Here is a 26,054-nt window from a genome sequence, read left to right as displayed (position 1 = left end):
CGCCGCGGCGGCGGTTGCGGGCGTGGCGCCCTCAGCCTCCAGCAACCCCGAGCCCCAGAAGGAGGCCAAGAAGGAGACCCGAGAGGCGGTTCCGGAGCAGGCCCAGCCAGGCCTGGCGGCAGAAGAACCCTCGGACCAAGAGCCGCCCCAAAAGCCCGCCTCGGCTCAAGACCCTCCGTCCGGCGATCCGCCCGGCGATCCCGCCGGCCATCCGGCCGCCGCCGACACCACCGAGCCTGAGGCCCCGGACTTCGACGATGGCGACCCCGGACCCGAGCCGCCTCCAGAGCTTCTCGATCAGTCCCCCAGCCGGCCGGCGCCCAGCCCGCGCTCCAAGCCATCGCCCCCTTCCGCAGCCGCTTCGGACCGCGAGCAGAGCGCCGAGAACGCCGAGCGCCCAACTCCGCCGGCACGAAGAGCCCCTTCCAAGAGCTCCGATGACGGCGCCGCCATCGACCGTTTCCTCGAGGCGGTGACCACCAAGAAACAGCCCTTGGGGGTCCGTCTCCAAGGTGCTCAGGATCTCCACGTCGAGAACCGAACCCTGGTCATCTCCGTGCCTCGGGACGACGCCTCCTGGCCTCGGGCCCTGGAGCGCAACAGCAACCTCAAGGTGCTCGAAGCCGCCCTGCGCAAGGAGTGGGGAGACGGCATGACCTGGCGCTTGCATCCCGTCGACGCTCCCGCTCAGGCCGAGACGGAGAAAGTCCACGAGGCGGCGCCGGACCCGACGGTTCGGGAAGACCCGCGGGTGCAAACTGTGTTGGACATTTTCGGCGGTAGGATAGATAGTGTCGCGCCCCACGAAGACGGTTAGGCACCCAAGAGCCAAGGCAAAAGAGGATCGAGGACAAGCGAAGCCATGAACATACGCCAATTGATGAAGCAAGCTCAGCAGATGCAGGAGAAGATGCAACGCGAGCTTTCCGAGATGCTGATCGAGGCCTCCGTGGGCGGCGGCATGGTGGTGGTCAAGATGAGCGGCCACAAGAACCTCGTGGAGGTCAAGATCGACCCGGAGATGATGAACCCGGACGAGAAGGAGATGCTCGAAGACCTCATCCTGGCAGCGGTCAACGAAGCCAATCGTCAGGTGGACGAGGCACTGCAGGGCAAGATGGGGTCCATGGCCGGCGGTCTGCCGGGGATGTTCTGACCCCGGGCCGCCTCGCGCGCCTAGATCTTGGCCCCCAGATGCGAACCCAATGTCCGAGCCCTTGAACCGCTCCGAGCCCCTCAACCGCTTGGTTGGCGAGCTCACCCGCCTACCGGGTATCGGCCCCAAGACCGCGACCCGCCTGGCCCACCACCTGCTCACCATCCCCCGGGAGGAGGCGGCGGCCCTCTCCAGTGCCATCCTCGAGGTCAAGGACAAGCTCTTCCACTGCTCCCGCTGTCACTCCATCACCGACATCGACCCCTGCTACTTTTGCACCGACCCGCAGCGCGACCGCTCGCTGTTGTGCGTGGTGGAGCAGCCCTTCAACATTCGCCCAGTGGAGCGCACCGGGGAGTACCGCGGCCTCTACCACGTGCTCCTGGGCGTGCTCTCCCCCCAGCGCGGCGTCGGTCCCGAGGATTTGACCGTGGACGATCTGCTGCCTCGGCTCGAGGGGGTCAAGGAAGTCATCCTCGCCACCAATCCCGACGTCGAGGGGGAAGCCACCGCCATGTTCCTCGCCCGTCTGCTCAAACCCCGCGGCATCCGAGTCACCCGGCTGGCCTTCGGCATGCCCGTGGGCGGCGATATCGAATACACCGACGAGGTCACCCTCGGCCGCTCCCTCGCCGGCCGCCGCGAGCTCTGACCCGCCGCCCGCCATGACTTCTCCCCGGCTCCGCCGCGGCGACCTCCTACCGCGCATGGTGGCTCCGCCCCAGGGGCCTCACCTCGCCGAGCTCAGCCGGTGCCTCGACACTTACGAGGCGCCGGGCATCAACACGCTCCAGAACGGTCGCGCCGCCGTCGGCTGGGCTGAAGCCCGGGGTGCCAACGTCCTCGACGTCGAGGGCAACCGCTACCTGGACTTCACCGCCGGCTTCGGCGTCGCCGCCGTCGGCCACCGACACCCCAAGGTGATGGCGGCACTGCGCCGGCAGAGCGGCCGGCTGGTCCACGGTCTGGGCGACGCCCATCCCCATCCCCTCAGAGCCCAGCTGGCGGAGCGCCTCTGCCGGTTAGCGCCGGTGCCCGACCCCCTCGTCTATTTCGCCATCTCCGGCGCCGACGCGGTGGAGATCGCTCTCAAGACCGCGCTGCTCAATGGCCGCGGTCCCGGAGTGCTGGCCTTCGACCCGGGCTACCACGGTTTGACCCTCGGAGCCCTCGCCGTCACCTCCCGCGCCCAATTTCGCCAGCCCTTCGCTTCCCATCTCCACCATCGCCTCCACCGCCTGCCCTTCGGCGGCGATCCGGCGGCGGTGGAGCGGCTCTTCGCCAAGCACCCGGAGATCGGTTGCGCGGTGGTAGAGCCGCTGGTGGGGCGGGAAGGCGTCCTCATCCCTCCCAACCGCTGGCTCCGCGACCTGGCGAAGATCTGCCACCGCCACGGCGTCCTCCTGGTGGCGGACGAGATCTTCACCGGCTTCGGTCGCACCGGCCACCTCTTCGCCGTCCAAGGGGAGGGGGTAGAACCGGACCTCTTGTGCTGCGGCAAGGCCCTCGGCGGCGGCCTGCCCATCGCCGCGGTGCTTGGTCGCCGGCGGCTGATGGAAGCGTGGGCCAGCGGCGGCGAGGCTCTCCACACCGGCACCTTCGTCGCCCATCCCCTGGCCTGCGCTACCTCCCTGGCGGTGCTCGACGTGCTGGAAGAGGAATCTCTGGCAGACCGCGCTCGCCGCCTCGGGGAGCGGGTCGAAACGGAGCTCCAAGACTGGCCTCGCCGCTTCCCCCCAGTGGTGGCGACCCGCGGCCGCGGTCTGCTCTGGGGAGTGGAGCTGGATCGCTCCGAGACCGCCTATCGCTGGGTGGCCGAAGCCCGCCGCCGCGGCGTCCTGGTCCTCGCCGGTGGACCCTCCGGCGCGGTGACCCAACTGGTACCGCCCCTCACCATCACCGAGCGGCAGCTCGACACCGGCCTCGCCCTGCTTCGCCAGGCCCTTACCGCCGTGGCTGAAGGCGGCTCCTCGCCATGACCTCTCCGTCGGCGCCGGGGCTGGTGTGGGTGGTCGTGGTCCACCACGGAGACCCCGGACCCACCCTGCACTGTCTCCAAGCCCTCGCCGACGACCCCTCCGCTGCCCGCCGCACGGTGGTGGTGGTGGACAACTCCGGCGACTTTCCGCGCCAGCGGCTGCCTCCGGAGGTAGCCTACCGAGCCTGCCCCGACAACCCCGGCTATGGCGCCGGAGTCCACCACGGGCTCGACGAGCTCGCCCGCCGCGCGCAGCTGGCGGAGGATCCGGAGAACGCAGCGCCCGCCGTCTACCTGGTCCTCAACCACGACCTGCGAATCCTTCCGGGCTATCTCGACGCAGCACTGGCGGTGATTCATACCGAGGGAGCCTGCGCCCAGCCGGGCAGACCCGCCGTCGGCGCCGCCGCCGGGCCGATCTATCTCGACCAGACTCCTCTCGAACAAACCGCTCCCGACGACACCGCTCCCGACGGCACCGCTCTCGACCATGCCGCTTCTTCCCCGGCAGCATCCGGCGACAGCGCCCCGGGGCGACTCTGGTACGCCGGCGGCCATCTGCGAAGGCTCACCGGAACGGTGTACCAGAGCCGCTCGCCGGACGACGCCCGGCGCGCCCGAGACGTCGGCTTCCTGCCCGGCGCCGCACTGGTGCTGCGCCCCGAGGCCTGGCATGCCGTCGGAGGCTTCGACCCTTCCTTTTTCCTCTACCACGAGGACGTCGATCTTTGCCAGCGCCTCGCCCGCGCCGGCTGGCGGCTGCGCTTTGAGCCGCAGCTCCGGGCGGTGCATTCTTTGGGGAGAGCCACCGGCTCTGCCGAGGCCTCGCCGTTCTACCTCGAGCACCTCACCGCCACCCGCCTGCGGCCCTACCCCTCGAGACTCTACCGAGCCTACCTGGCGCTGCTCCACAGCGGCTGGGTCGCGCTTCGAGTTTTGCGTTTCCTCCTCCCCGGCCGCGCTGCCGGGCGCCGCCGCGCACGAGCTCTGCTCCGCGGCCACCGGCGCGCCCTCGGCGATGTGCTGCGCCCCTACCGACCCGGCGCCTCGGCGCCACTTCGCAGCGACTCCTCTCGCCGTCCCCTGGCCCCCAGATCTCCCGACGAAGCTCCCTCGGATTCCGAATCACCGTAGAATCGGGGGGCTATGACCGAGCCCACCGAAGCCCCCTCCGAACCGACACGCTGCAAGGTAGCCTTCATCGGCAGTCACGGGGTGGGGAAGACCACTCTTTGCTATGGCCTGGCGGCGCGGCTCAAGAGCGAGGATCTGGCCCTCGAGGTGGTCCACGAGGTCGCCCGGCGCTGCCCGTTGCCGGTCAACGAGGAGACCGGTGTCGCCTCCGAATCGTGGATTCTCCACACCCAGATCGCCGAGGAGATTCTCGCCTACCACCGCTATCCGGTGGTGATCTGCGATCGCAGCGCCCTGGACAACTACGTCTACCTGTTGCTCAGCGACGGACCCCAAGAAGGTCTTGAGTTGTTGGTAAATTGGTGGATGGACAGTTACGATCTACTGATCCGAGTACCGATCTGCGACGGACCTTCCGCCGACGGTTTCCGCTCGGAGAATCCTGCGTTTCAACGCGCCGTGGACGAGCGTCTGGAAGTGGAGCTCGAACGCCGCGGCCTGGAAGCGCTGCATTTGGACCCGGAGAATCGCGCCGGCTGGCTGGAGTGCGCCACCACCGCCGTGCTCCAGCGACTGGCGCCAGCTCAGCTACGGTTGTTATGAATATCGAAAATATCCATCCGAGAGTAGAATAGGCAGGCCTTGGATATCGAAACCCGCCTCCGCCGCTGGGAGACCTTCTCCCATTTCTCGGACGAGCAGCTGTCTCAGCTCGCCCGTTGCGCCTCCCTGCATCGATTTCCCGCCGGCGTCACCATCTTCAAAGCGGGCGATTCGAGCCGTGACGCCTACCTGGTCGACACCGGCCGCCTGCGCATCCAGCGCCAGACTCCCTACGGTCTCTACACCCTGGCGGAGCTCGGGGAGGGAGAGATCTTCGGTGAGTCCAGCTACCTCGACGGCGAGGTCCGCTCCGGCGACGCCTTCGTCATCGCCGAAACCGAGCTCCTGAGCTTCAACCCGGTGGCCCTGGAAGCCCTCGCCGGCCTCGATCAGCGGATCACCGTCGCGCTCTATTGGAGTTTTTGGAAGAGCCTCGCCACCAAGCTGCGCACCACCAACGAGAAGCTCACCCAATTCTTCTCCGAGGCCGGCAAGCCGCCGTCGAGCCCGAGCCTCGAGCCCAAGGGCACCCCCGCCGATTTCCGCATCGACCTGGCGGCCAAGCGCAAGCTCTTCCAGGAACAGAAGCTCTCCAACCTGGAGATCAACTTCCTCTCCACCCTCTCCAAGGAGCAGCAGGTGGCACCGGGGGAAGTGATCTTCCACGAGGGGGACGTGGGCGACAAGATGTACATCGTCCTCGACGGCCGGGTGATGATCAGCAAATACATCCCCGGCGCCGGCGAGGAGGCCCTGGCCTTCCTGGAGCGCGGCGACTATTTCGGCGAGATGGCGCTGATCGACAACCAGCCCCGGTCCGCCGACGCCAAAGCGCCCGAGGAAGGCGCGGTGCTCTTGGCCATTCCCCGGGATGTGGTTGAAGGGCTGCTGGACATCCACAAGGTTTCGTCCCTGAGGCTCCTGCGCATCCTCTCGAACCTCATCGCCAAGCGTCTGCGGGAGCTCAACGAGAAGCTCATCACCTGGTTCATTTTTTCCGGTGGCGGCGGTCAGGGCTGACGCCGGAACTCCGGTCCCCAGCCATTCCGGCCAGCGAGCCCCCTACTCCGGCCAGCGAGCCTGAGCAAGAATCTTCCGCACCTGGGACGACAGGGGTAGCTCACCGAGCTCCGCGGCGGAGAAGAACCCCGCCTCCGGTCCTTCCGCCAGCTCTCCCGAAGCCTCCACCCGAGCGCTCCAGACCTCCAGGGTGTAGGCCCGGTGGGTGATGGAATGGCGGACGGTGCCGCGCCGCTCGGCCAGACGCCAGCGGCCTCCATAGCGCGCGGCAAAGGCTTCCTGGCTCTTGGCCAGGGACTCTTCCTCGGAGACCAAGAACTCTTCCCGCGGCCCCTCCACCGACGGCAACTCCCAGGTCCCCGCCAGCACTTCGCTGTCATCCGGGCGGCGGAAAAGCAGCAGCAGCTCCCGGCCCTGCGGTGCGGGTTCCTCCTCGGCCTCGATCACCAGCGCCACCCGCCGGAACAACCGCACCGGCGCCCGCCGTTGCCGTGGCTCGGGATAGCGCTCCGGATCCCCGCTGGCAAAGCCCCGGCACTCCGAGGCCAGGGGGCACCGCCCGCAGGCCGGGGCCGTCGGCGTGCACACCGTCGCTCCCAGCTCCATCAGCGCCTGATTGCTGTCACCGGGCCGCTCCGCATCGAGGAGCTCCGCCGCCTGCGCCACGAGCCGCCGCCGCTGGGCGCTTCGCTTGGGGTTGGCCTCCGATGCCAGAAGCCGGCTGGTGACCCGCTCGACATTGCCGTCCATCACCGGCACTGCCTGGCCGAAGGCGATGCTGGCCACCGCCGCTGAGGTGTAGGCACCGATCCCCGGCAGCTCCTGCAATCCCTCGGCGTTCTCGGGAAAGCCACCCCGCTCCACCACCGCCTGAGCGGCGGCGTGGAGCTGCCGGGCACGGCGGTAGTAGCCCAACCCCGACCAGCGTGCCAAAACCTCTTCTTGCTGCGCTCGGGCCAGCGCTTCCACCGACGGGAAGCGCTCCAGGAACGCCTCATAGTAGGGAATCACCGTCTCCACCCGCGTCTGCTGCAGCATGATCTCCGACACCCACACACGATAGGGATCGGTGTTCTTTCGCCAGGGCAGGTCTCGACGGTGGTCGTCGTACCAAGAGAGCAGCTGCCGCGCAGCGTCACGACTCATGCCGCACCCTGTCATTTTGGCCGACAGCAGATCTTCCATGTGCCGAATTCGCAGACCCTGGCCATTCCGGCAACGCTGAATCCGCAGCACCGGCGAGGGTGGTCAAGGCGCTAGTCAAAGGTCGACACGGGTCACGGTGTCTTGCTGCAGCAAGAACGATGAAAAGCCGGCAGGGAAGCTGGGATGAAGCCGAAGGTCGGGGCCAAGTGCCGAAGAGGCTGGGGAAGGGGTCAGAGAACGGGGGAGGTTCCGACTTCTGGTTGGTCTTTTTTGATCTACCCCTGTAGCTAGGGGATTGGGAAAGACTTTGATTGGTAGGGGATCTCGAAAGATCACGCAATCGGTGTGAGTCAATGCTGGTTGGAGGAACCTCCCCCGAGGTTGCTCTCTTGTCAGTGACCATAAAAGGAAGCAATCGGCGTGCCAGATTCCAGCAAATCTCTTGAGAATCTACGGTGGAAGAGAAAAATCCCTGACAAGAGAATTTTCTTGTCCTTGAATGGTCCTCTGCGGCAACCAAGACTAGTAGATTAGAAGTGGCCAACCAAGGGTTGAGCCAGCTCCATCCTGTGCTAAGATCGGAGCTTCGCCGACGTTCTGTCGGCCCCTCATGCAAGACCGTCCAAAACGACCGTTGGGCGGACAATCTTGAGCGAGCAATCTCTTTTCCACAGGTTGTGGAAAAACTGTGGGTTTTCCATTCGCTCTCCAGCACTATGACGCAAACTCTCTGGGGGCAGCTACAACAGGAGCTGCAACATCACCTCGACCCGGATGAGTTCTCTACCTGGATCGAGCCGCTACGGGTCCGCTCCGAGCACAGCGACCGGCTGATTCTCTCAGCTCCCAACGGTCGCTTCCTCCACACTTTGGAGGATTCCTACCGCCAGATCTTCGACAGCGTCGCCTCCGAGGTCAAGGGGGCTTCCTTCCGCGTGCTCTTCGCTCTCGACGACGAGGAAGAAAACGGCGATCCGCAGCAACCCCGCTTCGATCCCAAATACACCTTCGAGACCTTCGTGGTGGGCAATTCCAACCAATTCGCCCACGCCGCAGCCCGGGCGGTGGCGGAGAGCCCGTCCCACAGCTACAACCCCCTCTTCCTCTACGGCGGGGTCGGTCTCGGCAAGACCCATCTGCTGCACGCCATCGGCCACAAGATTCTGCGCGACCACAGCCACCTGCGGGTGATGTACCTGGCGGCGGAGCAATTCGTCAACGAGCTGATCAACTCCATCCGCTTCGACCGCATGCCCGACTTTCGGGACCGCTACCGCAACATCGACGTCCTGCTGATCGACGACATCCAGTTCATCGCCAATAAAGAGCGTACCCAGGAAGAGTTCTTCCACACCTTCAACACGCTCTACACCAGCCAGAAGCAGATCATCCTGTCCTCGGACGCCGAACCGCGCAAGATTCCGACCTTGGAAGAGCGTTTGCGCAGCCGCTTTCAATGGGGGCTCATCGCCGACATCCAGTCTCCGGAGCTGGAGACCAAACTGGCGATTCTGCGCCGCAAGGCGGATATCGAGGGCTTGGAGCTGCCCGACGACGTGGCGGAATTCATCGCCCGCCGGGTGCGCTCCAATATCCGCGAGCTCGAAGGCCTGCTGACCCGCGTCCTGGCCTTCTCCTCCCTCACCGCCAAGCCGCTGTCGGTGGAGCTCGCCCGGGAGACCTTGAAGGACATCCTGCCCACCGAGGATCGCCGCTCGACGGCGGCGGAGATCATCAAATTCGTCGCCCGCAATTACGGCCTCAAGGTCAGCGAGATCAAGAGCCGCAACAACTCGCGGCAGATCGTCTTCCCGCGCAAGGTGGCCATGTTCCTGCTCCGCCAGCTCACCGACCTCTCCTACCCGGAGATCGGCCGACTGTTCAACGACAAGCACCACTCGACGGTGATCTCGTCGGTCAAGGACATCGAGCAGAGCCGGTCCTCGGATCCGGACCTGGACCGAACCCTGCGCTCCATCCAGGATCATTTCTCCTGAACCCGTCCCACACTGAGTGGAAAGCGTCGCGGAAGATTTGTGGAGGGCCTGTGGAAAATCTCCCCGGTGGTGAGTTCTCCTCTTTCGTCCACAGGTCGTCCACAACCCATTTCCCTCGTTCTGCGGATTCGGTAAACTCTTCCCCAGGCGATACTTACTGCACTTTTCCGCAGATCCACAGCGCCTACTACTGACTACGGTTATGGTATATTCACCCTTCTTTTGAACGGAGAAGGCCCTATGGAAATCCGTCTCGACCGCTCTGAATTTCTCACCGAGCTGGCTCCGATGCAGGGCATCGTGGAGCGCAAGAGCACCATCCCCGTGCTCTCCCACTTGAAGCTCACCACCCGCGACGGGAAGCTTCATCTGGCGGCTACGGATCTCGACGTCAGCCTCACCTCCTGGTGCGAGGCGGACGTGGCGGCGGATGGCGGCATCACCGTTCAGGCCAAGAAGTTCATGGAGATCATTCGCTCGCTGCGCAGCGACGAGGTGACCCTGCGCCTCGACGAGCCCAAGGAGCTGACCATCACCGCCGGCCACTCGCGGTTCAAGATCCACGGTCAGGCACCGGAGGATTTCCCCACTCTGCCGGAGTTCAACGAGGAGCAGTCGACGGAGATCCCGTTCCAGAGCTTCCGCCGCATGGTGGCCAAGATTCTCTTCGCCATCTCCGCCGACGAATCGCGCTTCCAACTCAACGGTGCACTGCTCAAGATCGAAGGCTCGTCGGTGGAGCTGGTAGCTACCGACGGGCACCGCCTGGCGGTGGTGGAGTCGGAGCTCGAGGGCACCGGCATCGAGGGCGAGGCGGCCACCGTCTTGGTGCCCCGGAAGGCCCTCCAGGAGCTCCAGCGTTTCGACGGCAGCGGCGGCCTGACCTTCTCCCGCGGGCCCCACCATCTGTGTTTCCGCCTCGGTCGCCGCGAGCTCCTATGCCGCATCCTCGAGGGCACCTTCCCGGATTACGAGCGGGTCATCGCTTCGGACAACGACAAGAAAATCATTTTTGGCACCCGCCACCTGCTGGAGGCGGTGGGGCGCGTGGCGCTCTTGACCGGCGACCGCGCCCGGGGTGTGCGCATGAGCTTCGCCCCCGGCGCCCTGACCATCTCCGCCGCCAACCCGGACCTCGGCGAGGCCTCCGAGGAGCTCGCCTGCGAGTACGACGGAGATACCTTCCAGCTGGGCCTCAACCCGGACTACCTGTCCCAATTCCTCGCCGCGGTGGAGACCGACGAGGTGCGGCTGGAGCTCAAAGACGAGTCCAGCCAATGCGTCGGCTATCCGGTGGACGGACCGGACCGCCGCTACCTGTGCGTGATCATGCCCATGCGCCTGTGAGCGCCGGCTTCTCGCACCCCTCCGCCGCCGCTTGCTCGCCCATCTCGTAGGCCGCCGCTTTCGCAATCTGGCACCCCTCGCCTGGTCGCCGGCGGCCGGTGGCCATCTGCTGCTGGGGGGCAACGGCGCCGGCAAGACCAGCATCCTCGAAGCCATCTATCTGCTGGCCACCACCCGCAGCTTTCGTACCGCCCAGGTGGCGGATTGTTGCCGCCATGGGGCCGACGGATTCGAGCTGCTGGCGGAGGTGGAGGGCCAGGCCCGTACCCGCCTGGAGGTGAGCTGGGTGTCGAGCGGGGCTGGCAGCCGCTCCGGCGGAGGGCGGCGCCAGCGACGGGTCAACGGCAACGCCACCACCTTGGCGGAGCATTTGGCGGTGCTGCCGGTGGTGGCGTGGACCGGTGAGCAAGTGGAGCTGCTGACCGGGCCGCCGGCGGTGCGCCGGCGGTTTCTCGACCGCGGCGTCATCGGAGTGCGGCCGGCGGCGCTGGAGGCGCTGACCCGCTACCGCAAGATCCTCGGCCACAAACGCCAGGTGCTCGCCGACGGCGGCCGTGAGCTGGCGACCTGGAATCAGCTGCTGGCCGGCGCCGCCGCCGAGGTCATCGCCCTGCGGGGCCGCTACGTGGAGCTTCTGGCGGCGGCGCTGGAGCAGGTTCTGAAGGAGGCGGCGCTGGACTTTCCGGCCATCCGTCTGCGATATCGGCCGTCACCGCGGCAGTCCTGGGTGGACGGCCAATCCGCGAGCGCTGGTGTTTCGAGTACGGCTGGCCCCGATGGCGAGGCAGCGGTGGCGGCGGCGCTGGAGCGGGCGGCGGACCAGGAGCGCCGGCGCCGGATGCCCCTGGTGGGGCCTCACCGGGACGAGCTGGTCATCGCCTGGGCGGATCATCAGCTGCGGCGGGTGGCCTCCGCCGGCGAGCGCAAGGCCCTGGGGCTGTGCTTGCTGGCGGCCCACGGGAGGGTGTTGGGATCCCACGGTCCGGAGCCGGTCTACCTGCTCGACGATGCCGACACCGAGCTCGCTCCCGCCACCCTGGAGTCGGTATGGCAGGTCTTCGCCGCCGCCGGCCAGCTCTTCGCCACCTCCAACCGTCCCGACGTATGGTCGTCCATCCCGTTCGCCGCTCGCTGGCGGGTGGCCGGTGGGGAGGTCTCGGAGTCGTCCTGACGGCTTGTCCGCCGGAGCTGCCCAGCGAGTTTGTTCCTGGGGCCGTAAGCTCTTGCCTGTCAAAAACCTAGCCCGGCGCCCCGAAGGTGCATGAAACGGCCGTTTTTGATATCATTGTCAAGTTCCGGGCCCGGTCTACGGCGCCTCAAACCCACCCGCATCGCCGATCCTCGCCACCGGCCTCATCGCCCCCCGTTTCGAGGGCGTTCGGTGCTCGGTCTGGGGAGAGCGCAGTCTGGGGGAGAACGCAGTCTGGGGGGCGTCGCTCCTCGACCCGACCCGACCCAGCTCCTCGAGAGCGAGGCGGCTCCCCGGAACCGAGCCGAATACGGAGACCTACGCCTTTGACCGATCGACCGCCTACCGAATCCCCGACCGACGAGACCATCCTGGGCTCGGACTACACCGCCGACAGCATCAAGGTCCTCAAGGGCCTGGAGGCGGTGCGCAAGCGCCCGGGCATGTACATCGGCGACACCGACGACCTGTCGGGTCTGCACCACATGGTCTTCGAGCTGGTGGACAACTCCATCGACGAAGCCCAGGCGGGCTACGCCAGCCGTGTCGATGTGACCATCCACACCGACAACTCGGTGACCGTCCACGACGACGGCCGCGGCATCCCCGTGGACATGCACAAGACCGAGGGCCGCTCCGCCGCCGAAGTGATCATGACCGAGCTGCACTCCGGCGGTAAGTTCGACAGCAATTCCTACAAGGTCAGCGGCGGTCTCCACGGCGTCGGCGTGTCGGTGGTCAACGCTCTGGCGGACCATCTGGAGCTGGAGATCGAGCGCGACGGCCAGGTGTGGTTCCAGACCTACTCCAAGGGCATTCCCCAGGGCCCCATCGAAGCCACCGGCAAAACCGACAAGACCGGTACCCGCGTGCACTTCCGCCCCGACCCGCAGATTTTCTCGGTGCTCGAGTTCGGCTACGAGCAGCTGGCCCAGCGGCTGCGGGAGATGTCGTTCCTGAACCGCGGCGTCCACGTCACTTTGACCGACGAGCGCACCGGCAAGCATTCGGACTTCTCCTACGCCGGCGGCATCGAGAGCTTCGTCGAGCACCTGAACCGAAACCGCAGCACCCTCCACCCCGAGCCCATCCTGCTCCTGGACGAGCGCACCGACGAGATCGGACCGCAGATGGTGGAGGTGGCGCTGCAGTGGAACGACGGCTATCAGGAGCAGATCCTCTGCTTCACCAACACCATCAAGAACCGCGACGGCGGTACCCACCTGAGCGGCTTCAAGGGCGCCCTCACCCGCACCGTCAACAACTACGCCGCCGGGGCCGGGCTGACCAAGAATCTGAAAGAGAACTTGAGCGGCGACGACATTCGCGAAGGGCTGACGGCGGTGGTCTCGGTGCGGGTGCGGGATCCCAAGTTCTCCAGCCAGACCAAAGACAAGCTGGTCTCCTCGGAGGTCAAGACCTGGGTCGAGCAGATGGTGGGCGAGCAGCTGGCCATCTACCTGGAAGAGAATCCCAAGGTCGCCCGCCGCATCGTCGACAAATGCGTCGACGCCGCCCGCGCCCGGGAGGCCGCCCGCCGCGCCCGGGAGCTGACCCGCCGCAAGGGGGCGCTGGACTCCTCCAATCTGCCGGGCAAGCTCGCCGACTGCACCGAGCGGGATCCGGAACACGCCGAGCTCTTCCTGGTGGAGGGTGATTCCGCCGGCGGCTCCGCCAAGCAAGGGCGGGATCGTCAGTTCCAGGCGGTGCTGCCCTTGAAGGGCAAGATTCTCAACGTCGAGAAGGCGCGCTTCGACAAGATGCTCACCTCGGAGGAGATCCGCACTCTGATCACCGCCCTGGGCACCGGCATCGGGCGCGAGGACTTCGACGTCTCCCGGCTGCGCTACCACAAGCTGATCATCATGTGCGACGCCGACGTCGACGGCAGCCACATCCGCACCCTGATCCTCACCTTCTTCTTCCGCCAGATGCGCGAGATCATCGAGCGCGGCTTCCTCTACATCGCCCAGCCGCCTCTCTACAAGGTCTCCCAGGGCAAGAAGCACACCTACCTCAAGGACGACCTGGAGTATCAGGAATACCTCGTCGACCGGCTCAAGGGGAGCTGGGAGCTGAGCTTCGGGAGCAACGGCGGCGAGCCCCTGAGCGGCTCCCGGCTGGGCCATTTCATCGACCGCATGGAAGCTTTCCGCAACCGCATGGAGCGGCTGGTCTCCCGTGGCTATCCCGCGGAAGCCTTGCGCGCGGCGCTGCACCACGGCATCGTGGATCGCCCGTCCCTTGGCGACGACGAAAAGCTGGCGGCGCTGGCGGAGAGCCTCGAAGAGCTGGGCTTCACCGAGGTCGAGCGCGGCTTTGACGAGGAGCACGGCAGCCCCTATTTGAGCTTCGTCAGCCGCCGCGACGGCGTCGACCGGCGCCTGCGGCTGGACCGCGAGCTGCTGGCCAGCGCCGAATACCACGACATGGCGCGCAACCAGCTGGCCCTCAAAGCCATCGAGGAGCAGGGCTTCGTGCTCCAGCGGGACGGCGAGACGCTGACCCCGGAGACCGTCGACGAGGTCCTCGACCACCTCTACTCCGAAGCCAAGAAGGGCGTCTCCATCCAGCGCTACAAGGGTCTCGGTGAGATGAATCCGGATCAGCTGTGGGAGACCACCATGGATCCGGAGCGCCGGCGTCTGCTGCAGGTGAAGATCGAGGACGACGTCGCCGCCGACGAGATCTTCACCGTGCTCATGGGCGACCACGTGGAGCCACGGCGCAACTTCATCGAGGACAACGCCCTGGCGGTGAAGAACCTGGATATCTGAGTAGCGAGAGAGCCCCGGAACCGCCCGTCCCCGGAGCCCACCCCCAACCTAGCGCCGGTCTTTCCCCGGGCTAGGTTCCCAGGAGTATCGAGATGAGCGAACAGGATCCCAACCTCCCCGCAGAGATGCCCATGCCGGTGGACATCGAAGCGGAGATGAAGCGCAGCTACATCGATTACGCCATGAGCGTGATCATCGGCCGCGCCCTGCCCGACGTGCGCGACGGCCTCAAGCCCGTGCACCGCCGGGTGCTCTACGGCATGTGGGAGTCGGGCAACACCGCCAGCAAGGCGTACAAGAAATCCGCGCGCATCGTCGGTGACGTGATGGGTAAATACCACCCCCACGGCGACGCCGCCATCTACGACACCGTGGTGCGCCTGGCCCAGGGCTTCGCCATGCGCTACCCGCTGGTGGACGGCCAGGGCAACTTCGGCTCCATCGACGGCGACAACGCCGCGGCCATGCGCTACACCGAGATCCGTCTCACCCGCCTCGCCGAGGAGATGCTCAAAGAGGACATCGGCAAGGAGACGGTGGATTGGGTGGAGAACTACGACGGCTCCGAGCAGGAGCCGGCGGTGCTGCCGGCGCGCATTCCCAACCTGCTGGTCAACGGCGCCTCGGGCATCGCCGTGGGTATGGCCACCAACATCCCGCCGCACAATTTGCACGAGGTGATCTCCGGCCTGGAGCTCCTCATCGACCGTCCGGACGCGTCCATCGAAGAGCTCATCGAATGTATCCCCGGCCCCGACTTCCCCACCGCCGGTGTGATCCACGGCCTGGAGGGGATCCGTTCCGCCTACCACACCGGCCGCGGCATCGTGCGGGTTCGGGCGAAGGCGGAGATCGAGGAGATCCCGCGCTCCGCCGACCGCCAGATGATCGTCGTCACCGAGCTGCCCTATCAGGTCAACAAGGCCAAGCTGCTGGAGCGCATCGCCGACCTGGTGCGGGACAAGAAGATCGACGGCATCACCGACCTGCGGGACGAGTCCGACCGCAACGGCATCCGGGTGGTCATCGAGCTGCGCCGCGGCGAGATTCCCCAGGTGGTGCTCAACAACCTCTACAAGCACACCCAGATGCAGACCACCTTCGGGATGAATATGTTGGCCATCGTCGACAATCAGCCTCGGGTGCTCAACCTGCATCAGCTGCTCACCCACTTCCTCAATCACCGCAAGACGGTGATCATCCGCCGCACCCGCTACGACCTGGCCAAGGCGGAGGCCCGGGCGCACATCTTGGAGGGCATCCTCAAAGCCCTCGATGTGCTCGACGAGATCATCGCCACCATCCGCGCCAGCCGCACGCCGGCGGACGCCCGGGAAGGGCTAATGGAGGGGTTCGGTTTCACCGAGGTGCAGGCCCAGGCGATTCTCGACATGCGCCTCCAGAAGCTCACCGGTTTGGAGCGCGAGAAGGTGGTGGAGGAGTACAAGGAGGTGATGGCCCTCATCGAGCGGCTGCGGGCGATCCTCGGCTCCGACCAGCTGGTCCTGGAGGAAATCCGCCGCGAGCTCCACGAGATCGACGAGGCCTATGGCGACGAGCGCCGGACGGTGATCCTGCCCTTCGAAGGGGAGATCACCATCGAGGACATGATCGCCGACGAGGATATGGTGATCACCGTCACCCGCAGCGGCTACGTCAAGCGCTCGCCGCTGGCCCTCTACCGCGCTCAGCACCGCGGCGGCAAGGGACGGTTGGGGATGACCACCAAAGACGACGACCTGGTGGAGCATCTCTACGTCGCCTCCGCTCACAGCTACGTGCTGGTGTTCACCGAGAGCGGCCGGGTGCACTGGCTGAAGGTGCACGAGATTCCCGAATTCGGTCCCGCCGCCCGCGGCAAGGCGATTGTCAACCTGTTGCACCTGGAACCCACCGAGCGGGTTGCCACCACCCTGGCGGTGCGGGAATTCTCCGAAGATCGCATGCTCATCTTCGCCACCGAGCAGGGCTTGGTGAAGAAGACCTCCCTGGCCGCCTACGGCAATCCGCGGGTCGGGGGCATCATCGCCATCAACGTCGAAGAGGGGGACCGCCTGCTGGAGGTCCGCGCCACCGAGGAGGGTCAGGAGGTGATGCTCGCCACCGCCCAGGGCCGGGCCATCCGTTTCCCGGAGGAAGACGCTCGGGCCATGGGCCGGGCCACCCGCGGCGTGCGCGGCATCAACCTGCGCCCCGGAGACCGGGTGGTCTCTCTGACGGTGCTCGAGGAGGAAGGGGAGATGCTCACCGTCAGCGAGCGCGGCTACGGCAAGCGCACCCGCCTGGAGGAGTATCGTGTTCAGGGCCGCGGCGGCTATGGCATCATCAACCTCAAGGTGAGCGCCAAGACCGGGCCGGTGGTAGGCACTCGCCAGGTCCTGCCGGAGGACGGCGCCATGTTGATCACCCAAGAGGGCAAGATCATCCGCATCGCCGTCGGCGGTGTGAGCATCATCGGCCGCGCCACTCAGGGCGTCAAGGTAATGGACCTGGGCGGCGAAGACCGCCTGGTGGCCCTCGCCAAGATCGCCGCTCGAGACGAGGTGGAGGAAGCCGAGGGGGCCGGCGGCGGGGACTCCGAGGGCGACGGCGACGAGACGGCGGCCGAGGAGATCGAGCCCGACCCGGTGAATTGATCCTCCGCCCCACACCGCGGACATCAACTTGCAAGGATAGAGCACCATGAAGTTTTTTCTCGATACCGCCGACCTGGACGAAATCCGCACCGGCCTCGATTGGGGGATGGTGGACGGCATCACCACCAACCCCACCCTCATCGCCCGCCAGGGCAAGCCTTATCTGCCGACGGTGCGGGAGATCGCCCAGCTGGTCCCCGGCCCGGTGAGCGGCGAGGTCCTCGCCACCAAGCTCGACGGCATGCTCGAAGAGGCCCACAAGCTGGCCGATCTGGCGGACAACGTGGTGGTCAAGGTACCCCTGACCCCAGCGGGGCTGCAGGCGGCGAGCCAGCTCGCCGAGGACGGCATCGCCACCAACGTCACCCTGTGTTTTTCCTCCGCCCAGGCACTGCTGGCGGCGAAGGCCGGCGCGACCTACATCTCCCCCTTCGTCGGTCGCCTCGACGACGTCGGTCAGAACGGCATGGAGCTGATCGAAGAAGTGGTGACGGTGTACGAGAATTACGACTTCGACACCCAGGTGCTGGTGGCCTCGGTGCGCCACCCCATGCACGTGGTCCAGGGCGCCCTCCTCGGTGCCCATGTGGCGACCATCCCGTTCAAGGTGCTGGGCCAGCTCTATCGCCACCCGCTCACCGACAAAGGCCTCGACCAATTCCTCTCCGACTGGAAGAGCACCGGCCGCAGCTTCGACCAATGAGCCGACGGCGGCGACGGTTTGACTGAAGAGCGCAGCCCCGCGGAGGACTCCGCCGACCCAGGGAACCACCCCAGCGACCGGGAGAGTCCCTCCGCCGGTGGGGAAGACGGTTCGAACCACGAAGACGGCTCGAACCACGAAGCCGAGGCGGAGCGAGAGACCTCGCCATCCCCAGAGGACTCTGACCCTTCGTCGGAGTCGGTTCCTCCTCCCTTGCCCCGAGGCCAGCTTTACCGCGTCGCGTGGATCTTCTATCTCGTGCTCTCGGTGGTGGCGGTGGTGTGGCTGGGGCTCGAAGACTCCTCCCGCACCCTCTGCCCCGACTCCGGCATCTGTCTCGCCCTCTTCGTCGACACCGCCCGCTGGCCCCTGGACCTCGGTCTCGGTCTCGGCGCTGCATTGGTGGTCATCGTCGGCTGGCACGGTGCCTGCCGCGTTTCTTCCGCCGCCGCAGCGCTGGAACGCCGGCTGGCGGCCTTGGTAGGGGGCATCACCACCGACGAGGCGCTGGCCATCGCCCTCCTCTCGGGCTTCAGCGAGGAGCTCTTCTTTCGCGGCGCGGTGCAGGGATCCCTCGGCTGGCTTCTCGCCACCGTCCTCTTCGCCCTCATGCATACCGGCCCGGGGCGGGCGCTCCGCATGTGGGCGATCTATGCCTTCGTCGTCGGTCTGGCCTTCGCCGGGCTGATGGAATGGCGGCAGAATCTGCTGGCGCCGGTGGTCGCCCACGTGGCCATCAACGGCTTTGGGCTGTGGCGCCTCAGCCGTTCCACCTCTGGTAGACTTCAGGAGTCTGATGGAAGGCCACAATAGGGCCACCACCACCGCCACTAGCGCCCAGCACCGGGCTGATCAGTTTTCATTCGCCCATCAGTATCCAACGGGGAGCCTTCATGCCGGATAGCAGTCAGAACAACAGCCAGGGCGTCTTGAGCCGCATCGACAACGAAAAGGGCACCTACCTGGAGGAGCTCAAGGACTACCTGCGCATTCCATCCATCTCCACCGACCCGGCCTACAAGGACGACGTCCTGCGCTGCGCCGATTGGCTGGTGGCGCGCATGGAGGACGCGGGGCTCACCGCCGAGCGCATCGAAACCGATGGCTATCCGCTGGTCTATGGCGAGTGGATGGGGGCACCGGGCAAGCCGACGGTGCTCTTCTACGGCCACTACGACGTGCAGCCCCCGGATCCCCTGGACCAATGGCGCAACCCTCCCTTCGAGCCGACGGAGGAGGGCGACCTGCTGGTGGCCCGCGGCGCCACCGACGACAAGGGCCAGTCCTTCGCCCACCTCAAGGGCGTGGCGGCGACCCTGGCGGAGCATGGCTCGCTACCGGTGAATGTCAAATTCATCGTCGAGGGCGAGGAAGAATCCGGCGGCGAGGCCATCGACATCTTCGTGCGCCAGGACGCCGGCCAGCGGCTGGCTTGTGATTGCGTGGTGGTTTCCGACAGCTCCATGTACGGCCCCGGTCAGCCGTCGCTGATCTATGGTTTGAAGGGCCTGGCTTACATGGAGATCAAGGTCACCGGCCCCAACCGCGACCTGCACTCCGGCACCTTCGGCGGCGCCGTCGCCAACCCCGGCAACGCCCTGGCCCACATCCTCGCTCAGCTGCAGGATCGGGAAACCGGCAAGATTCTCATCGACGGTTTCTACGACGACGTGCGGCCGCTGGAGGATTGGGAGCGCAAGGAATTCGCCGCCCTGCCCTTCGACGACGCGGGGTACAAGGCCGAGTTGGGAGTCGATGAGCTCTGGGGCGAGGCCGGCTACTCGCCGGTGGAGCGCGCCTGGGCCCGACCCACCTGCGACGTCAACGGCATTTGGGGCGGCTACCAAGGCGCCGGCGCCAAGACCATCATCCCCGGTACCGCCAGCGCCAAGGTCTCCATGCGCTTGGTGCCCGACCAGGATCCCAAAGAGATCGCCCGCCGGTTCACCGAATATGTGCAGCGCATCGCCCCGACGGGAGTCACCGTCGAGGTCACCGACCATCACGGCGGCGCGCCGGTGCTGGTGGAAGCCCAAGGGCCGCTGGTGGATGCGGCCCTCGCTGCCGCCGAGGATGTGTGGGGCAAGCGCCCGGTGCGGGTGCGGGAGGGTGGTTCCATTCCCATCGTCTCGACGTTCTCTCAGGTTCTCGAGGTGCCGGTGCTGCTCCTCGGCTTCGGCCTCTCCGATGACCGCCTGCACTCGCCCAACGAGAAATTCAACATCAGCCACTTCTACAACGGCGTGCGCACCGTCGCACGGCTGCTGGAGCGCGTCGGCGAAACCGCCTGAGCCCTCGGGCTCGCGGGCGCCACGGACCGACCCTGGGAGATCGACCCGGACTATGAGCACTTCCCCGAGGCCTCCGGCCCGTGAGCCCCACCCCATGAAGCGCGTCGAGTCCCCGCCGGTGGAGCGGGAAATCAAATTCGCTTTGGACGAGCTGGAGGCCCTGCGGGATCGTCTCCTGGAGCTCGAGGCGGAACGGGTCAACGCCGGCGCCTTCGAGGACAATTGGGTCCTCGACCGCAACGGCGAGATCAAAGCCGGCGGTGGTGTGCTGCGGCTGCGCAAGGACGGCCAGGGGGCGGTGATGACCTTGAAGGGTCCTGCCACCTGGGACGGCGGTGTCAAGAGCCGCAGCGAGAGCGAAAGCCGGGTGGGGAGTCTGGAAGGAGCCCGCCAACTCTTCGAAGGCCTCGGCTACCGTACCGTCCGGCGTTACCAGAAGGTGCGGGAGGAATGGCGCCTGGGTGGGGTAATCATCGCCCTCGACCACACCCCCATGGGGGATTTCGTGGAATTCGAGGGCACCGGCGCCGAGACCGTCGCTCGCCGTTGCGGCTTCGACCTGGAACAAGCGGAGCGCCGCTCCTACCTGGATATCTACGACGACCTTCAGCGTGCTGATCCCAGCTTGCCGGCGGACATGCTCTTTCCCGACAAGGCCTGATTCCGGAATCCATCCCTCCGAACCCTCATGAGCACTCAACGACTGCGGGCCCTGGTTCTAGCCGCCGGCGAGGGCCGCCGGCTGCGGCCCCTGACCCTCGCCGCTCCCAAGCCCCTGCTGCCGGTGGCTGGCGAGCCCATCGTGCGCCACACCCTGGCGCAGCTGGCGGAGCACGGCTTCGAGGCCGCCGCCCTCAACCTCCATCACCTGGGAGACCAGATTCCCGAGCACCTGGGCGAGCGCCACGGCGAGATGTTCCTTGTCTACTCCCGGGAACCGGAGCTTCTCGGCACCCTGGGGGCAGCGGGCCCGCTACGCTACTTTCTCGAGCCGGCGAGCCTGATGGTGGTGGTCAACGGCGACAGCCTGTGCCGCTGGCCCATCAAGTCGCTGCTCAAGGCGCACAAGAAGAGCGAGGCGGCGGCCACGGTGTTGGTCACCGAGCGCGCCGATCCCGAACCCTTCGGCGGCGGCATCGGTCTCGACGCAGAGGATCGGGTGGTCTCCTTTCGCCGCGGGGAAGACCACGGCACGGTGGAAAAGCGCATGGTCTTTGCCGGCCTCCATGTTTTCTCCCCCCGGCTGCTGGAGTCGGTGGAGGTCCTCGACGCCAAGAAGCCCCAACCGGCAGACTTTGTGCGCGATCTCTACGAGCCCATGCTGCGCGACGGTCAGCGCATCCAGGCGCTGCGCACCACCCGCGACTGGCACGACCTGGGCACCCCCCGGCGCTATCTCGAAGGGGTTCTGGACTGGACCCGCGGGCGCACCGCCCGGCGCCTATTGCACCGCCGCTCGTGGGTGGCGGAAGGTGCCGAGGTGCATCCGGAGGCGGAGCTCAACACCTGTGCCATCGAGGCCGGGGCGGTGGTGGAAGCCGGCGCCCGCATCGAGAACAGCCTGCTGCTGCCGGGGGCCCACGTCGGCCGCGACAGCCGGGTGCGCGACGCCATCCTCGGCTTCGATGCCTTGCTCCCCCCCACCACCTACGTCGAAGGCCGCATGGTCAACCCTCAGACAGCGGACTTCACCGCCGGCCCCGACGACTCGCTGCTCGGCGAGCTGGTCTACACCAGACTGTAAATCCGCGGCAAACGCCGCGGCGGAAGGATGATTCCATGAGCCCCCGACCCTACGAGCTCCTGGTCTTCGACTGGGACGGCACCCTCATCGACTCCATCGGCACCATCGTCGCCTGCACCCAGGCGACCCTGAACGAGCTGCAGCTGCCGCCGTTGCCGGAGCAGTCGATTCGCCAGACCATCGGCTTGGGGCTGAAGGAAACGCTGGAAACCCTGCTGCCGGACGCCGACCGGGCGCTGGCGGAGCGGGTGCGGGAGGTCTACTTCCAGCATTGGGTCACCACCTACTGCAACCAGCCCCTGCTCTTCCCGGATATCGAGCCCCTGCTCACCGGCCTGGCGGAGGCGGGCTACGTGATGGCGGTGGCCACCGGCAAGAGCCGCCGGGGCCTGGAGCGAGATATGAACCGCATCGGTCTGCGGGAGCTCTTCGCCACCACCCGCACCGTCGACGAGGCCCATTCCAAGCCCCATCCTCAGATGCTCTTGGATGTTCTGGACGATCTGGGAGTGCGCGCCGAGGACGCCCTGATGATCGGCGATACCACCCACGATCTGCGCATGGCCGAGGCCGCCCGGGTCGCGGCGGTGGCGGTGGCCGGCGGCTCCCAGCCGCGGTCGATCCTTGAAGAGCTCGCGCCCCTCGCCTGCTTGGACACCGTGCACCAGCTGCCGGAGTGGCTTCATGAGCGCCGGCCCGGGGCCAAGGACCCAGCGGCGGCGGATCAGCCGGCGACATCCTCGTGATTTTCTCGTTCCCACGCTCCGGCGTGGGAACGCCAGGGAGACGCTCCAGCGTCGAGGGAGGGGGCTTGGAACGGGGGCCGGGAACTGGGGCTAGGAACCGTAGGGTGGGCGCCAGCCCACCATTTTATTGGCCGTAACCACCGTCCGCGTGCACCGGGCACCGCGCCAGCTCCTCCGCTCGCTGCCGGGAGGCCGAGGCATCCTTCTCCGCCGCATCTCCGTCCCACTCCGAGGGACCCTGGACCCAGCCGGCGAGATTCCGGTGCACGACGCCGGCGAGGGCGTCGAGGTGGTCCGGACGGTCGTTCAGGGCCGGGATGTAGCGGAAGCGTTCGCCGCCGTTGTGCTCGAAGGCCTCGCGGTTTTCACCGTCGATCTCCTCCAGGGTCTCCAGGCAATCGGCGGAAAAGCCCGGGCAGACGACGTCTAGACTCTTGACACCGCTCTTGGCCATGGCGGTGACGGTGTCGATGGTGTAGGGCTTGATCCACTCCTCCTTGCCGAAGAGGCTTTGGAAGCAGACCTCGTAGCGCTCCTTGGGCAGCTCCAACGCTTCCGCCACCAGCCGCGCCGTCTTGTGGCTTTGGCAGTGGTAGGGATCGCCGCCGAGGAAATAGCGCTTGGGGATTCCGTGGAAGGAGAAGATCAGCTTCTCCGCCGGCCCGTCCTCACCCCAGCCCTCCCGCAGGCTGGCGGCCAGGGCGTCGATGTAGGCGGGGTCGTCGTGGTATTGGTGCACCGTCCGCAGCTCCGGAACCCAGCGCCAGGAGCGCAGCTCTTCGGTCACCGCGTCGACGGTGGACGCGGTGGTGGCGGCGGCGTATTGGGGGTAGAGGGGTAGCAGCAGGATGCGCCGGCAGCCCTTCTCCCGCAGCTCCCTCAGCCCGCTGGCCACCGACGGGTTGCCGTAGCGCATGCCGATGGCCACGTGCAGCGGGCTGCTCACCACCCGGTGCAGGCGCTCTTCGACGCCGGCGGCCTGGCGGCGGGTGATCAGCAGCAGCGGCGAGCCCTCGTCGGTCCACACCGTGCGGTAGGCCTCGGCGGACTTCGCCGGCCGGGTGGTGAGGACGAAGAGGTTTAGGATCACTTGCCACTTCCAGGCCGGAATCTCGATCACCCGCGGGTCGGAGAGAAACTCCCGCAGATAGCGCCGTAGCGCCGGGGTGGTGGGAGCGTCGGGAGTGCCCAGATTGGTCAGCAGCACGCCGACGGCAGGAATCTCGCCGTGGGCGAAATCCGCCTCGCCTTGATAGTTCATGAACCTTCTCCTGCCAGCAGGGCCAGGGCATCGTCCACCTGCCGCCAGCCGCTGCGCAGCAGGAAGGTGGTGTTGCGGCCGTAGGATTTCGAACCGAGGATGAAGAAACCCGGCTCCGGGTTGACCAGGGTGCTGGCGTCCTGGCCGCCGGCGGTGAGGCAGTCCTCGCTAGCGCTTCCCAGCAGCGCGGCGGCGAGCTTGATGGGGCCGCAGGTGGCATAGCATTCGTGGACCTGCAGCTGGCGGTAGAGGCGATGGTCGCCGACGTAGCCGGTGAGGGAGAGGATGCGATCGATTTCCAGCATCTCCGGCTCGGTGCCGTTTCCCATCGGGCGCAACCAGACCCGGAGCGGAACGCTGACATCGTCGGGAGCTTCCACTGCATCCACCGTCACACCCCGGCGCATTTCCAGGGGCCCGTCGCCGCGGGCCAGCTCGGCGGCGTCCCGGGCCAGCCGGGCGCGGTCCGGCAGCGCGTCGCCGGGCAGGGGTTTCGGCGGTGCCTCACCGCGCAGCGCCCACACCACTTCGGTGCCGGGGCGCTCCTCCGCCAGCCCGGCGAGGTCGCGGGCGGCGGTTTGGGCGGAATGGCCCGCTCCCACCAACAGGATGCGGCGGCTGGCCCATTCGTCCGCCTCCACCGTCAGGTCCGGGATGTGGCGAACGATGCGCTCGCCGGCGGCGCTCTCGCCGGGGGCGGCGATGCCTGCCTCTCCGAGCGCGTTGGGCTGATCGTAGGTGCCGGTACAGTCGAGAACGGCGGCGGCCTCGAGGGTGCTTTGGCGCCCTGCGGCATCCTCCACCAGCAGGCGGAAGGGCCGGCGGCCGCGCTCGGCGGAGCCGATCTCCTCGTGCTTGAGGAGTCCCCGGCGGCCGATCTCCAGCACCCGCAGCCCCAGGAGCAGATGCTCCGCCACCACTGGCAGCCGCGCCGCCGGCTCCAGCACCTGAGCCGACAGCTCGGCACCGGTGGGGCATTCCTCGCTGTCCGGCACCACGTGGCCAGCGGCTTCCAGATGCCGGCGCAGGCGCGGCGAGACGTCGAGGCTCCAGGGCGTGAAGAGGCGCACGTGGCCCCAGCGGCGGACGCTGGCGGCGACCCGGTCCCCGGCCTCCAGCAGCACGAAGAGCCGCCCGGCGTCCGCCAGGGCGAGGGCCGCCTCGATTCCGATGGGGCCGGCGCCGAGAACGGCGACGGGGAGTTGCTCCAGGTTCTGACTCATGATTGACAAGACCCTCGGATGGATTGGAGCGCGGAACGGCGCGGCGGGGCGGCTAGAAACGCGAAGCCTGGCGCTCCCGCGGCGGCAGGATTTCCAGGCAGGTGGTCCACCAGCCGGTGAGGATGGTCTCGACGAACTCCTCCGGCAGCTGCTCCTGCCGCATCTCTTCCGCCAGCGCCCGATGATCGTATCTCAGGGGCACCAGCTCTACCTTCAGCTGTTCGCCTCTAGCCTCCAGCAAGCAATAGCGTACCGCTGTCTCCCCGTCGTTGGGGGGCCGGCCGATGACGCCGACATTGACCACGTCGCCGCCGGAGGGCAGCGAGCGATGCCATTCGATGCCGGTGTGGGTACACAGGATGCCGTCGCAGCGCTCCTGGCGCAGCAACATCTCGAGGAACGGTATCGGCGAGGTGGAAGAGAAGAGGAACTCGTTGATCCGCCGCGGCGAGCCGTGGACCAGCAAGAGCTCCCGATCTCCCACCCGGATGCGCCGGCGCCGCGGCAGCCGACCCATCCAGGCCTTGAACTCGTCGGAGCAATGCTGGGCGGTGTAGCGATAAGAAATCTCGGCGAAGTGATTGTCCCGGGGATCGGTGTAGCCGCAGTTGCAGTCCTCCCGGCCGCTGGCCAGGGACTCCTCGTAATTGCCCTGGATGGTGGCAACGCCCGCCTCCACCAGCAGCGGCCAGACCTTTTCCGGGTTGGGGCCAAAGCCTCCCAGGTCGCCCAGGCAGTACACCGCCTCGGCGCCTCGCCGCCGGGCGTCGTCGAGCAGCGCCGCTAGTCCCAGGTGGTTGTTGTAGACACCGCCGAAGACCGCCACCTTGGAGTACGGCCCCTCCGCCGGTACGCCGTCCGGCGTCTTGACCAGGAAGCCCTCCACCTCCCGCCGTCGCTCCTCCGGCGTCAGGGCGCGGCCGCTGGCGGCGGCGGCGGCGCGAAACTCCGCCAAGGGCACCAGCTTCTCCCCCCAGGTGGCCATGCCGCGGTGGGCCGCCAGGCGTTCCCGGTGAGCGCGCAGCACGGCCTCGCCGTCCGTTTGTGGAGGGCGGTCGGGTTGTGGGGGGCCGTCCGGTCCGGGTGTCTTGGGGTCGCTCATC

22 protein-coding genes are annotated in these 26,054 nt (G+C 67.1%); 18 read left to right on the top strand and 4 right to left on the bottom strand.

The window, feature by feature from the left end; all coding sequences use genetic code 11:
* The 7 genes from SX243_00585 to SX243_00555 all read left to right on the top strand — a co-directional run.
* Positions 1-817 (top strand): hypothetical protein (locus tag SX243_00585; protein ID MDY7091445.1); only part of this gene is annotated, 817 nt, incomplete at its 5' end.
* A 45-nt stretch (positions 818-862) separates the two neighbouring features.
* Positions 863-1,156, top strand: coding sequence for a YbaB/EbfC family nucleoid-associated protein (locus SX243_00580; protein ID MDY7091444.1), 294 nt, complete (start codon positions 863-865; stop codon positions 1,154-1,156).
* Positions 1,157-1,205: 49 nt separating this feature from the next.
* Positions 1,206-1,808, top strand: coding sequence for a recombination mediator RecR (recR, locus tag SX243_00575; protein ID MDY7091443.1), 603 nt, complete (start codon positions 1,206-1,208; stop codon positions 1,806-1,808).
* A 13-nt stretch (positions 1,809-1,821) separates the two neighbouring features.
* The gene (locus SX243_00570; GenBank protein ID MDY7091442.1) at positions 1,822-3,135 is read left to right on the top strand and encodes an aspartate aminotransferase family protein; all 1,314 of its coding nucleotides are present in this window, start codon (positions 1,822-1,824) and stop codon (positions 3,133-3,135) included.
* A complete protein-coding gene (locus tag SX243_00565; GenBank protein ID MDY7091441.1) occupies positions 3,132-4,268 on the top strand; it encodes a glycosyltransferase family 2 protein in 1,137 nt (378 codons plus the stop codon). The genes SX243_00570 and SX243_00565 overlap by 4 nt, the downstream gene beginning before the upstream one ends.
* A 12-nt stretch (positions 4,269-4,280) precedes the next feature.
* The gene (locus SX243_00560; protein ID MDY7091440.1) at positions 4,281-4,871 is read left to right on the top strand and encodes an AAA family ATPase; all 591 of its coding nucleotides are present in this window, start codon (positions 4,281-4,283) and stop codon (positions 4,869-4,871) included.
* 39 nt (positions 4,872-4,910) lie between these two features.
* Positions 4,911-5,891 carry a cyclic nucleotide-binding domain-containing protein gene (locus tag SX243_00555; protein ID MDY7091439.1) on the top strand — a complete coding sequence of 327 codons (981 nt, stop codon included), beginning with the start codon at positions 4,911-4,913 and terminating at the stop codon, positions 5,889-5,891.
* 42 nt (positions 5,892-5,933) lie between these two features.
* Here the strand turns inward: SX243_00555 and mutY are convergent, their stop codons facing one another.
* Positions 5,934-7,037: an A/G-specific adenine glycosylase gene (gene mutY / locus SX243_00550; protein MDY7091438.1), complete on the bottom strand. Its 1,104-nt coding sequence runs from the start codon at positions 7,035-7,037 to the stop codon at positions 5,934-5,936.
* A 716-nt stretch (positions 7,038-7,753) separates the two neighbouring features.
* Between mutY and dnaA the strand changes: the two genes are divergently transcribed.
* From dnaA to SX243_00495, 11 genes are all read left to right on the top strand, one after another.
* The gene (gene dnaA, locus SX243_00545) at positions 7,754-9,034 is read left to right on the top strand and encodes a chromosomal replication initiator protein DnaA (protein ID MDY7091437.1); all 1,281 of its coding nucleotides are present in this window, start codon (positions 7,754-7,756) and stop codon (positions 9,032-9,034) included.
* A 240-nt stretch (positions 9,035-9,274) separates the two neighbouring features.
* Positions 9,275-10,381 carry a DNA polymerase III subunit beta gene (gene dnaN, locus SX243_00540; protein ID MDY7091436.1) on the top strand — a complete coding sequence of 369 codons (1,107 nt, stop codon included), beginning with the start codon at positions 9,275-9,277 and terminating at the stop codon, positions 10,379-10,381.
* Between the two features lie 31 nt (positions 10,382-10,412).
* Positions 10,413-11,552 carry a DNA replication and repair protein RecF gene (recF, locus tag SX243_00535; GenBank protein MDY7091435.1) on the top strand — a complete coding sequence of 380 codons (1,140 nt, stop codon included), beginning with the start codon at positions 10,413-10,415 and terminating at the stop codon, positions 11,550-11,552.
* A 389-nt stretch (positions 11,553-11,941) separates the two neighbouring features.
* A complete protein-coding gene (gene gyrB / locus SX243_00530) occupies positions 11,942-14,347 on the top strand; it encodes a DNA topoisomerase (ATP-hydrolyzing) subunit B (GenBank protein MDY7091434.1) in 2,406 nt (801 codons plus the stop codon).
* A gap of 92 nt (positions 14,348-14,439) precedes the next feature.
* Complete coding sequence (gyrA, locus tag SX243_00525) at positions 14,440-16,983, top strand: DNA gyrase subunit A (GenBank protein ID MDY7091433.1); 2,544 nt, start codon at positions 14,440-14,442, stop codon at positions 16,981-16,983.
* 46 nt (positions 16,984-17,029) lie between these two features.
* Positions 17,030-17,686: a fructose-6-phosphate aldolase gene (fsa, locus tag SX243_00520; protein ID MDY7091432.1), complete on the top strand. Its 657-nt coding sequence runs from the start codon at positions 17,030-17,032 to the stop codon at positions 17,684-17,686.
* An 18-nt stretch (positions 17,687-17,704) separates the two neighbouring features.
* Positions 17,705-18,499 (top strand): CPBP family glutamic-type intramembrane protease, encoded by a 795-nt coding sequence (locus SX243_00515; protein ID MDY7091431.1) that lies wholly within the window; start codon positions 17,705-17,707, stop codon positions 18,497-18,499.
* Positions 18,500-18,579: 80 nt separating this feature from the next.
* The gene (locus tag SX243_00510; protein MDY7091430.1) at positions 18,580-19,977 is read left to right on the top strand and encodes a dipeptidase; all 1,398 of its coding nucleotides are present in this window, start codon (positions 18,580-18,582) and stop codon (positions 19,975-19,977) included.
* A gap of 94 nt (positions 19,978-20,071) precedes the next feature.
* Positions 20,072-20,638 (top strand): class IV adenylate cyclase, encoded by a 567-nt coding sequence (locus SX243_00505; GenBank protein ID MDY7091429.1) that lies wholly within the window; start codon positions 20,072-20,074, stop codon positions 20,636-20,638.
* A gap of 27 nt (positions 20,639-20,665) precedes the next feature.
* Complete coding sequence (locus SX243_00500; GenBank protein MDY7091428.1) at positions 20,666-21,721, top strand: NDP-sugar synthase; 1,056 nt, start codon at positions 20,666-20,668, stop codon at positions 21,719-21,721.
* Positions 21,722-21,756: 35 nt separating this feature from the next.
* Positions 21,757-22,467 carry an HAD-IA family hydrolase gene (locus tag SX243_00495; protein MDY7091427.1) on the top strand — a complete coding sequence of 237 codons (711 nt, stop codon included), beginning with the start codon at positions 21,757-21,759 and terminating at the stop codon, positions 22,465-22,467.
* 124 nt (positions 22,468-22,591) lie between these two features.
* Here SX243_00495 and hemH read toward each other — a convergent pair whose 3' ends face one another.
* Genes hemH through SX243_00480 form a run of 3 tightly spaced genes read right to left on the bottom strand, consistent with a single transcriptional unit; the run spans position 22,592 to position 26,053 of the window.
* Positions 22,592-23,728, bottom strand: coding sequence for a ferrochelatase (gene hemH, locus SX243_00490; protein ID MDY7091426.1), 1,137 nt, complete (start codon positions 23,726-23,728; stop codon positions 22,592-22,594).
* Positions 23,725-24,951: a flavoprotein gene (locus tag SX243_00485; protein ID MDY7091425.1), complete on the bottom strand. Its 1,227-nt coding sequence runs from the start codon at positions 24,949-24,951 to the stop codon at positions 23,725-23,727. Before SX243_00485 ends, hemH begins: the two co-directional genes overlap by 4 nt.
* 52 nt (positions 24,952-25,003) lie before the next feature.
* Complete coding sequence (locus tag SX243_00480) at positions 25,004-26,053, bottom strand: metallophosphoesterase family protein (GenBank protein ID MDY7091424.1); 1,050 nt, start codon at positions 26,051-26,053, stop codon at positions 25,004-25,006.
* Position 26,054: the final 1 nt, after the last annotated feature.

The organism is Acidobacteriota bacterium (assembly GCA_034211275.1).
Lineage (GTDB): Bacteria > Acidobacteriota > Thermoanaerobaculia > Multivoradales > JAHZIX01 > JAGQSE01.
The sequence above is the reverse complement of the archived record's forward strand: the minus strand, read 5'-3'. Positions and strand labels throughout refer to the sequence as shown.

What these genes read in the sequence shown, in the direction of transcription:
- SX243_00580 (MDY7091444.1), top strand. Translation starts at nt 863, where the DNA reads ATGAACATACGCCAATTGATGAAGCAAGCTCAGCAGATGCAGGAGAAG.
- recR (MDY7091443.1), top strand. Translation starts at nt 1,206, where the DNA reads ATGTCCGAGCCCTTGAACCGCTCCGAGCCCCTCAACCGCTTGGTTGGC.
- gyrA (MDY7091433.1), top strand. Translation starts at nt 14,440, where the DNA reads ATGAGCGAACAGGATCCCAACCTCCCCGCAGAGATGCCCATGCCGGTG.
- SX243_00565 (MDY7091441.1), top strand. Translation starts at nt 3,132, where the DNA reads ATGACCTCTCCGTCGGCGCCGGGGCTGGTGTGGGTGGTCGTGGTCCAC.
- SX243_00495 (MDY7091427.1), top strand. Translation starts at nt 21,757, where the DNA reads ATGAGCCCCCGACCCTACGAGCTCCTGGTCTTCGACTGGGACGGCACC.
- SX243_00570 (MDY7091442.1), top strand. Translation starts at nt 1,822, where the DNA reads ATGACTTCTCCCCGGCTCCGCCGCGGCGACCTCCTACCGCGCATGGTG.
- SX243_00505 (MDY7091429.1), top strand. Translation starts at nt 20,072, where the DNA reads ATGAAGCGCGTCGAGTCCCCGCCGGTGGAGCGGGAAATCAAATTCGCT.
- SX243_00560 (MDY7091440.1), top strand. Translation starts at nt 4,281, where the DNA reads ATGACCGAGCCCACCGAAGCCCCCTCCGAACCGACACGCTGCAAGGTA.
- SX243_00500 (MDY7091428.1), top strand. Translation starts at nt 20,666, where the DNA reads ATGAGCACTCAACGACTGCGGGCCCTGGTTCTAGCCGCCGGCGAGGGC.
- SX243_00485 (MDY7091425.1), bottom strand. Translation starts at nt 24,951, where the DNA reads ATGAGTCAGAACCTGGAGCAACTCCCCGTCGCCGTTCTCGGCGCCGGC.
- SX243_00510 (MDY7091430.1), top strand. Translation starts at nt 18,580, where the DNA reads ATGCCGGATAGCAGTCAGAACAACAGCCAGGGCGTCTTGAGCCGCATC.
- dnaA (MDY7091437.1), top strand. Translation starts at nt 7,754, where the DNA reads ATGACGCAAACTCTCTGGGGGCAGCTACAACAGGAGCTGCAACATCAC.
- hemH (MDY7091426.1), bottom strand. Translation starts at nt 23,728, where the DNA reads ATGAACTATCAAGGCGAGGCGGATTTCGCCCACGGCGAGATTCCTGCC.
- SX243_00480 (MDY7091424.1), bottom strand. Translation starts at nt 26,053, where the DNA reads ATGAGCGACCCCAAGACACCCGGACCGGACGGCCCCCCACAACCCGAC.
- dnaN (MDY7091436.1), top strand. Translation starts at nt 9,275, where the DNA reads ATGGAAATCCGTCTCGACCGCTCTGAATTTCTCACCGAGCTGGCTCCG.
- mutY (MDY7091438.1), bottom strand. Translation starts at nt 7,037, where the DNA reads ATGAGTCGTGACGCTGCGCGGCAGCTGCTCTCTTGGTACGACGACCAC.
- fsa (MDY7091432.1), top strand. Translation starts at nt 17,030, where the DNA reads ATGAAGTTTTTTCTCGATACCGCCGACCTGGACGAAATCCGCACCGGC.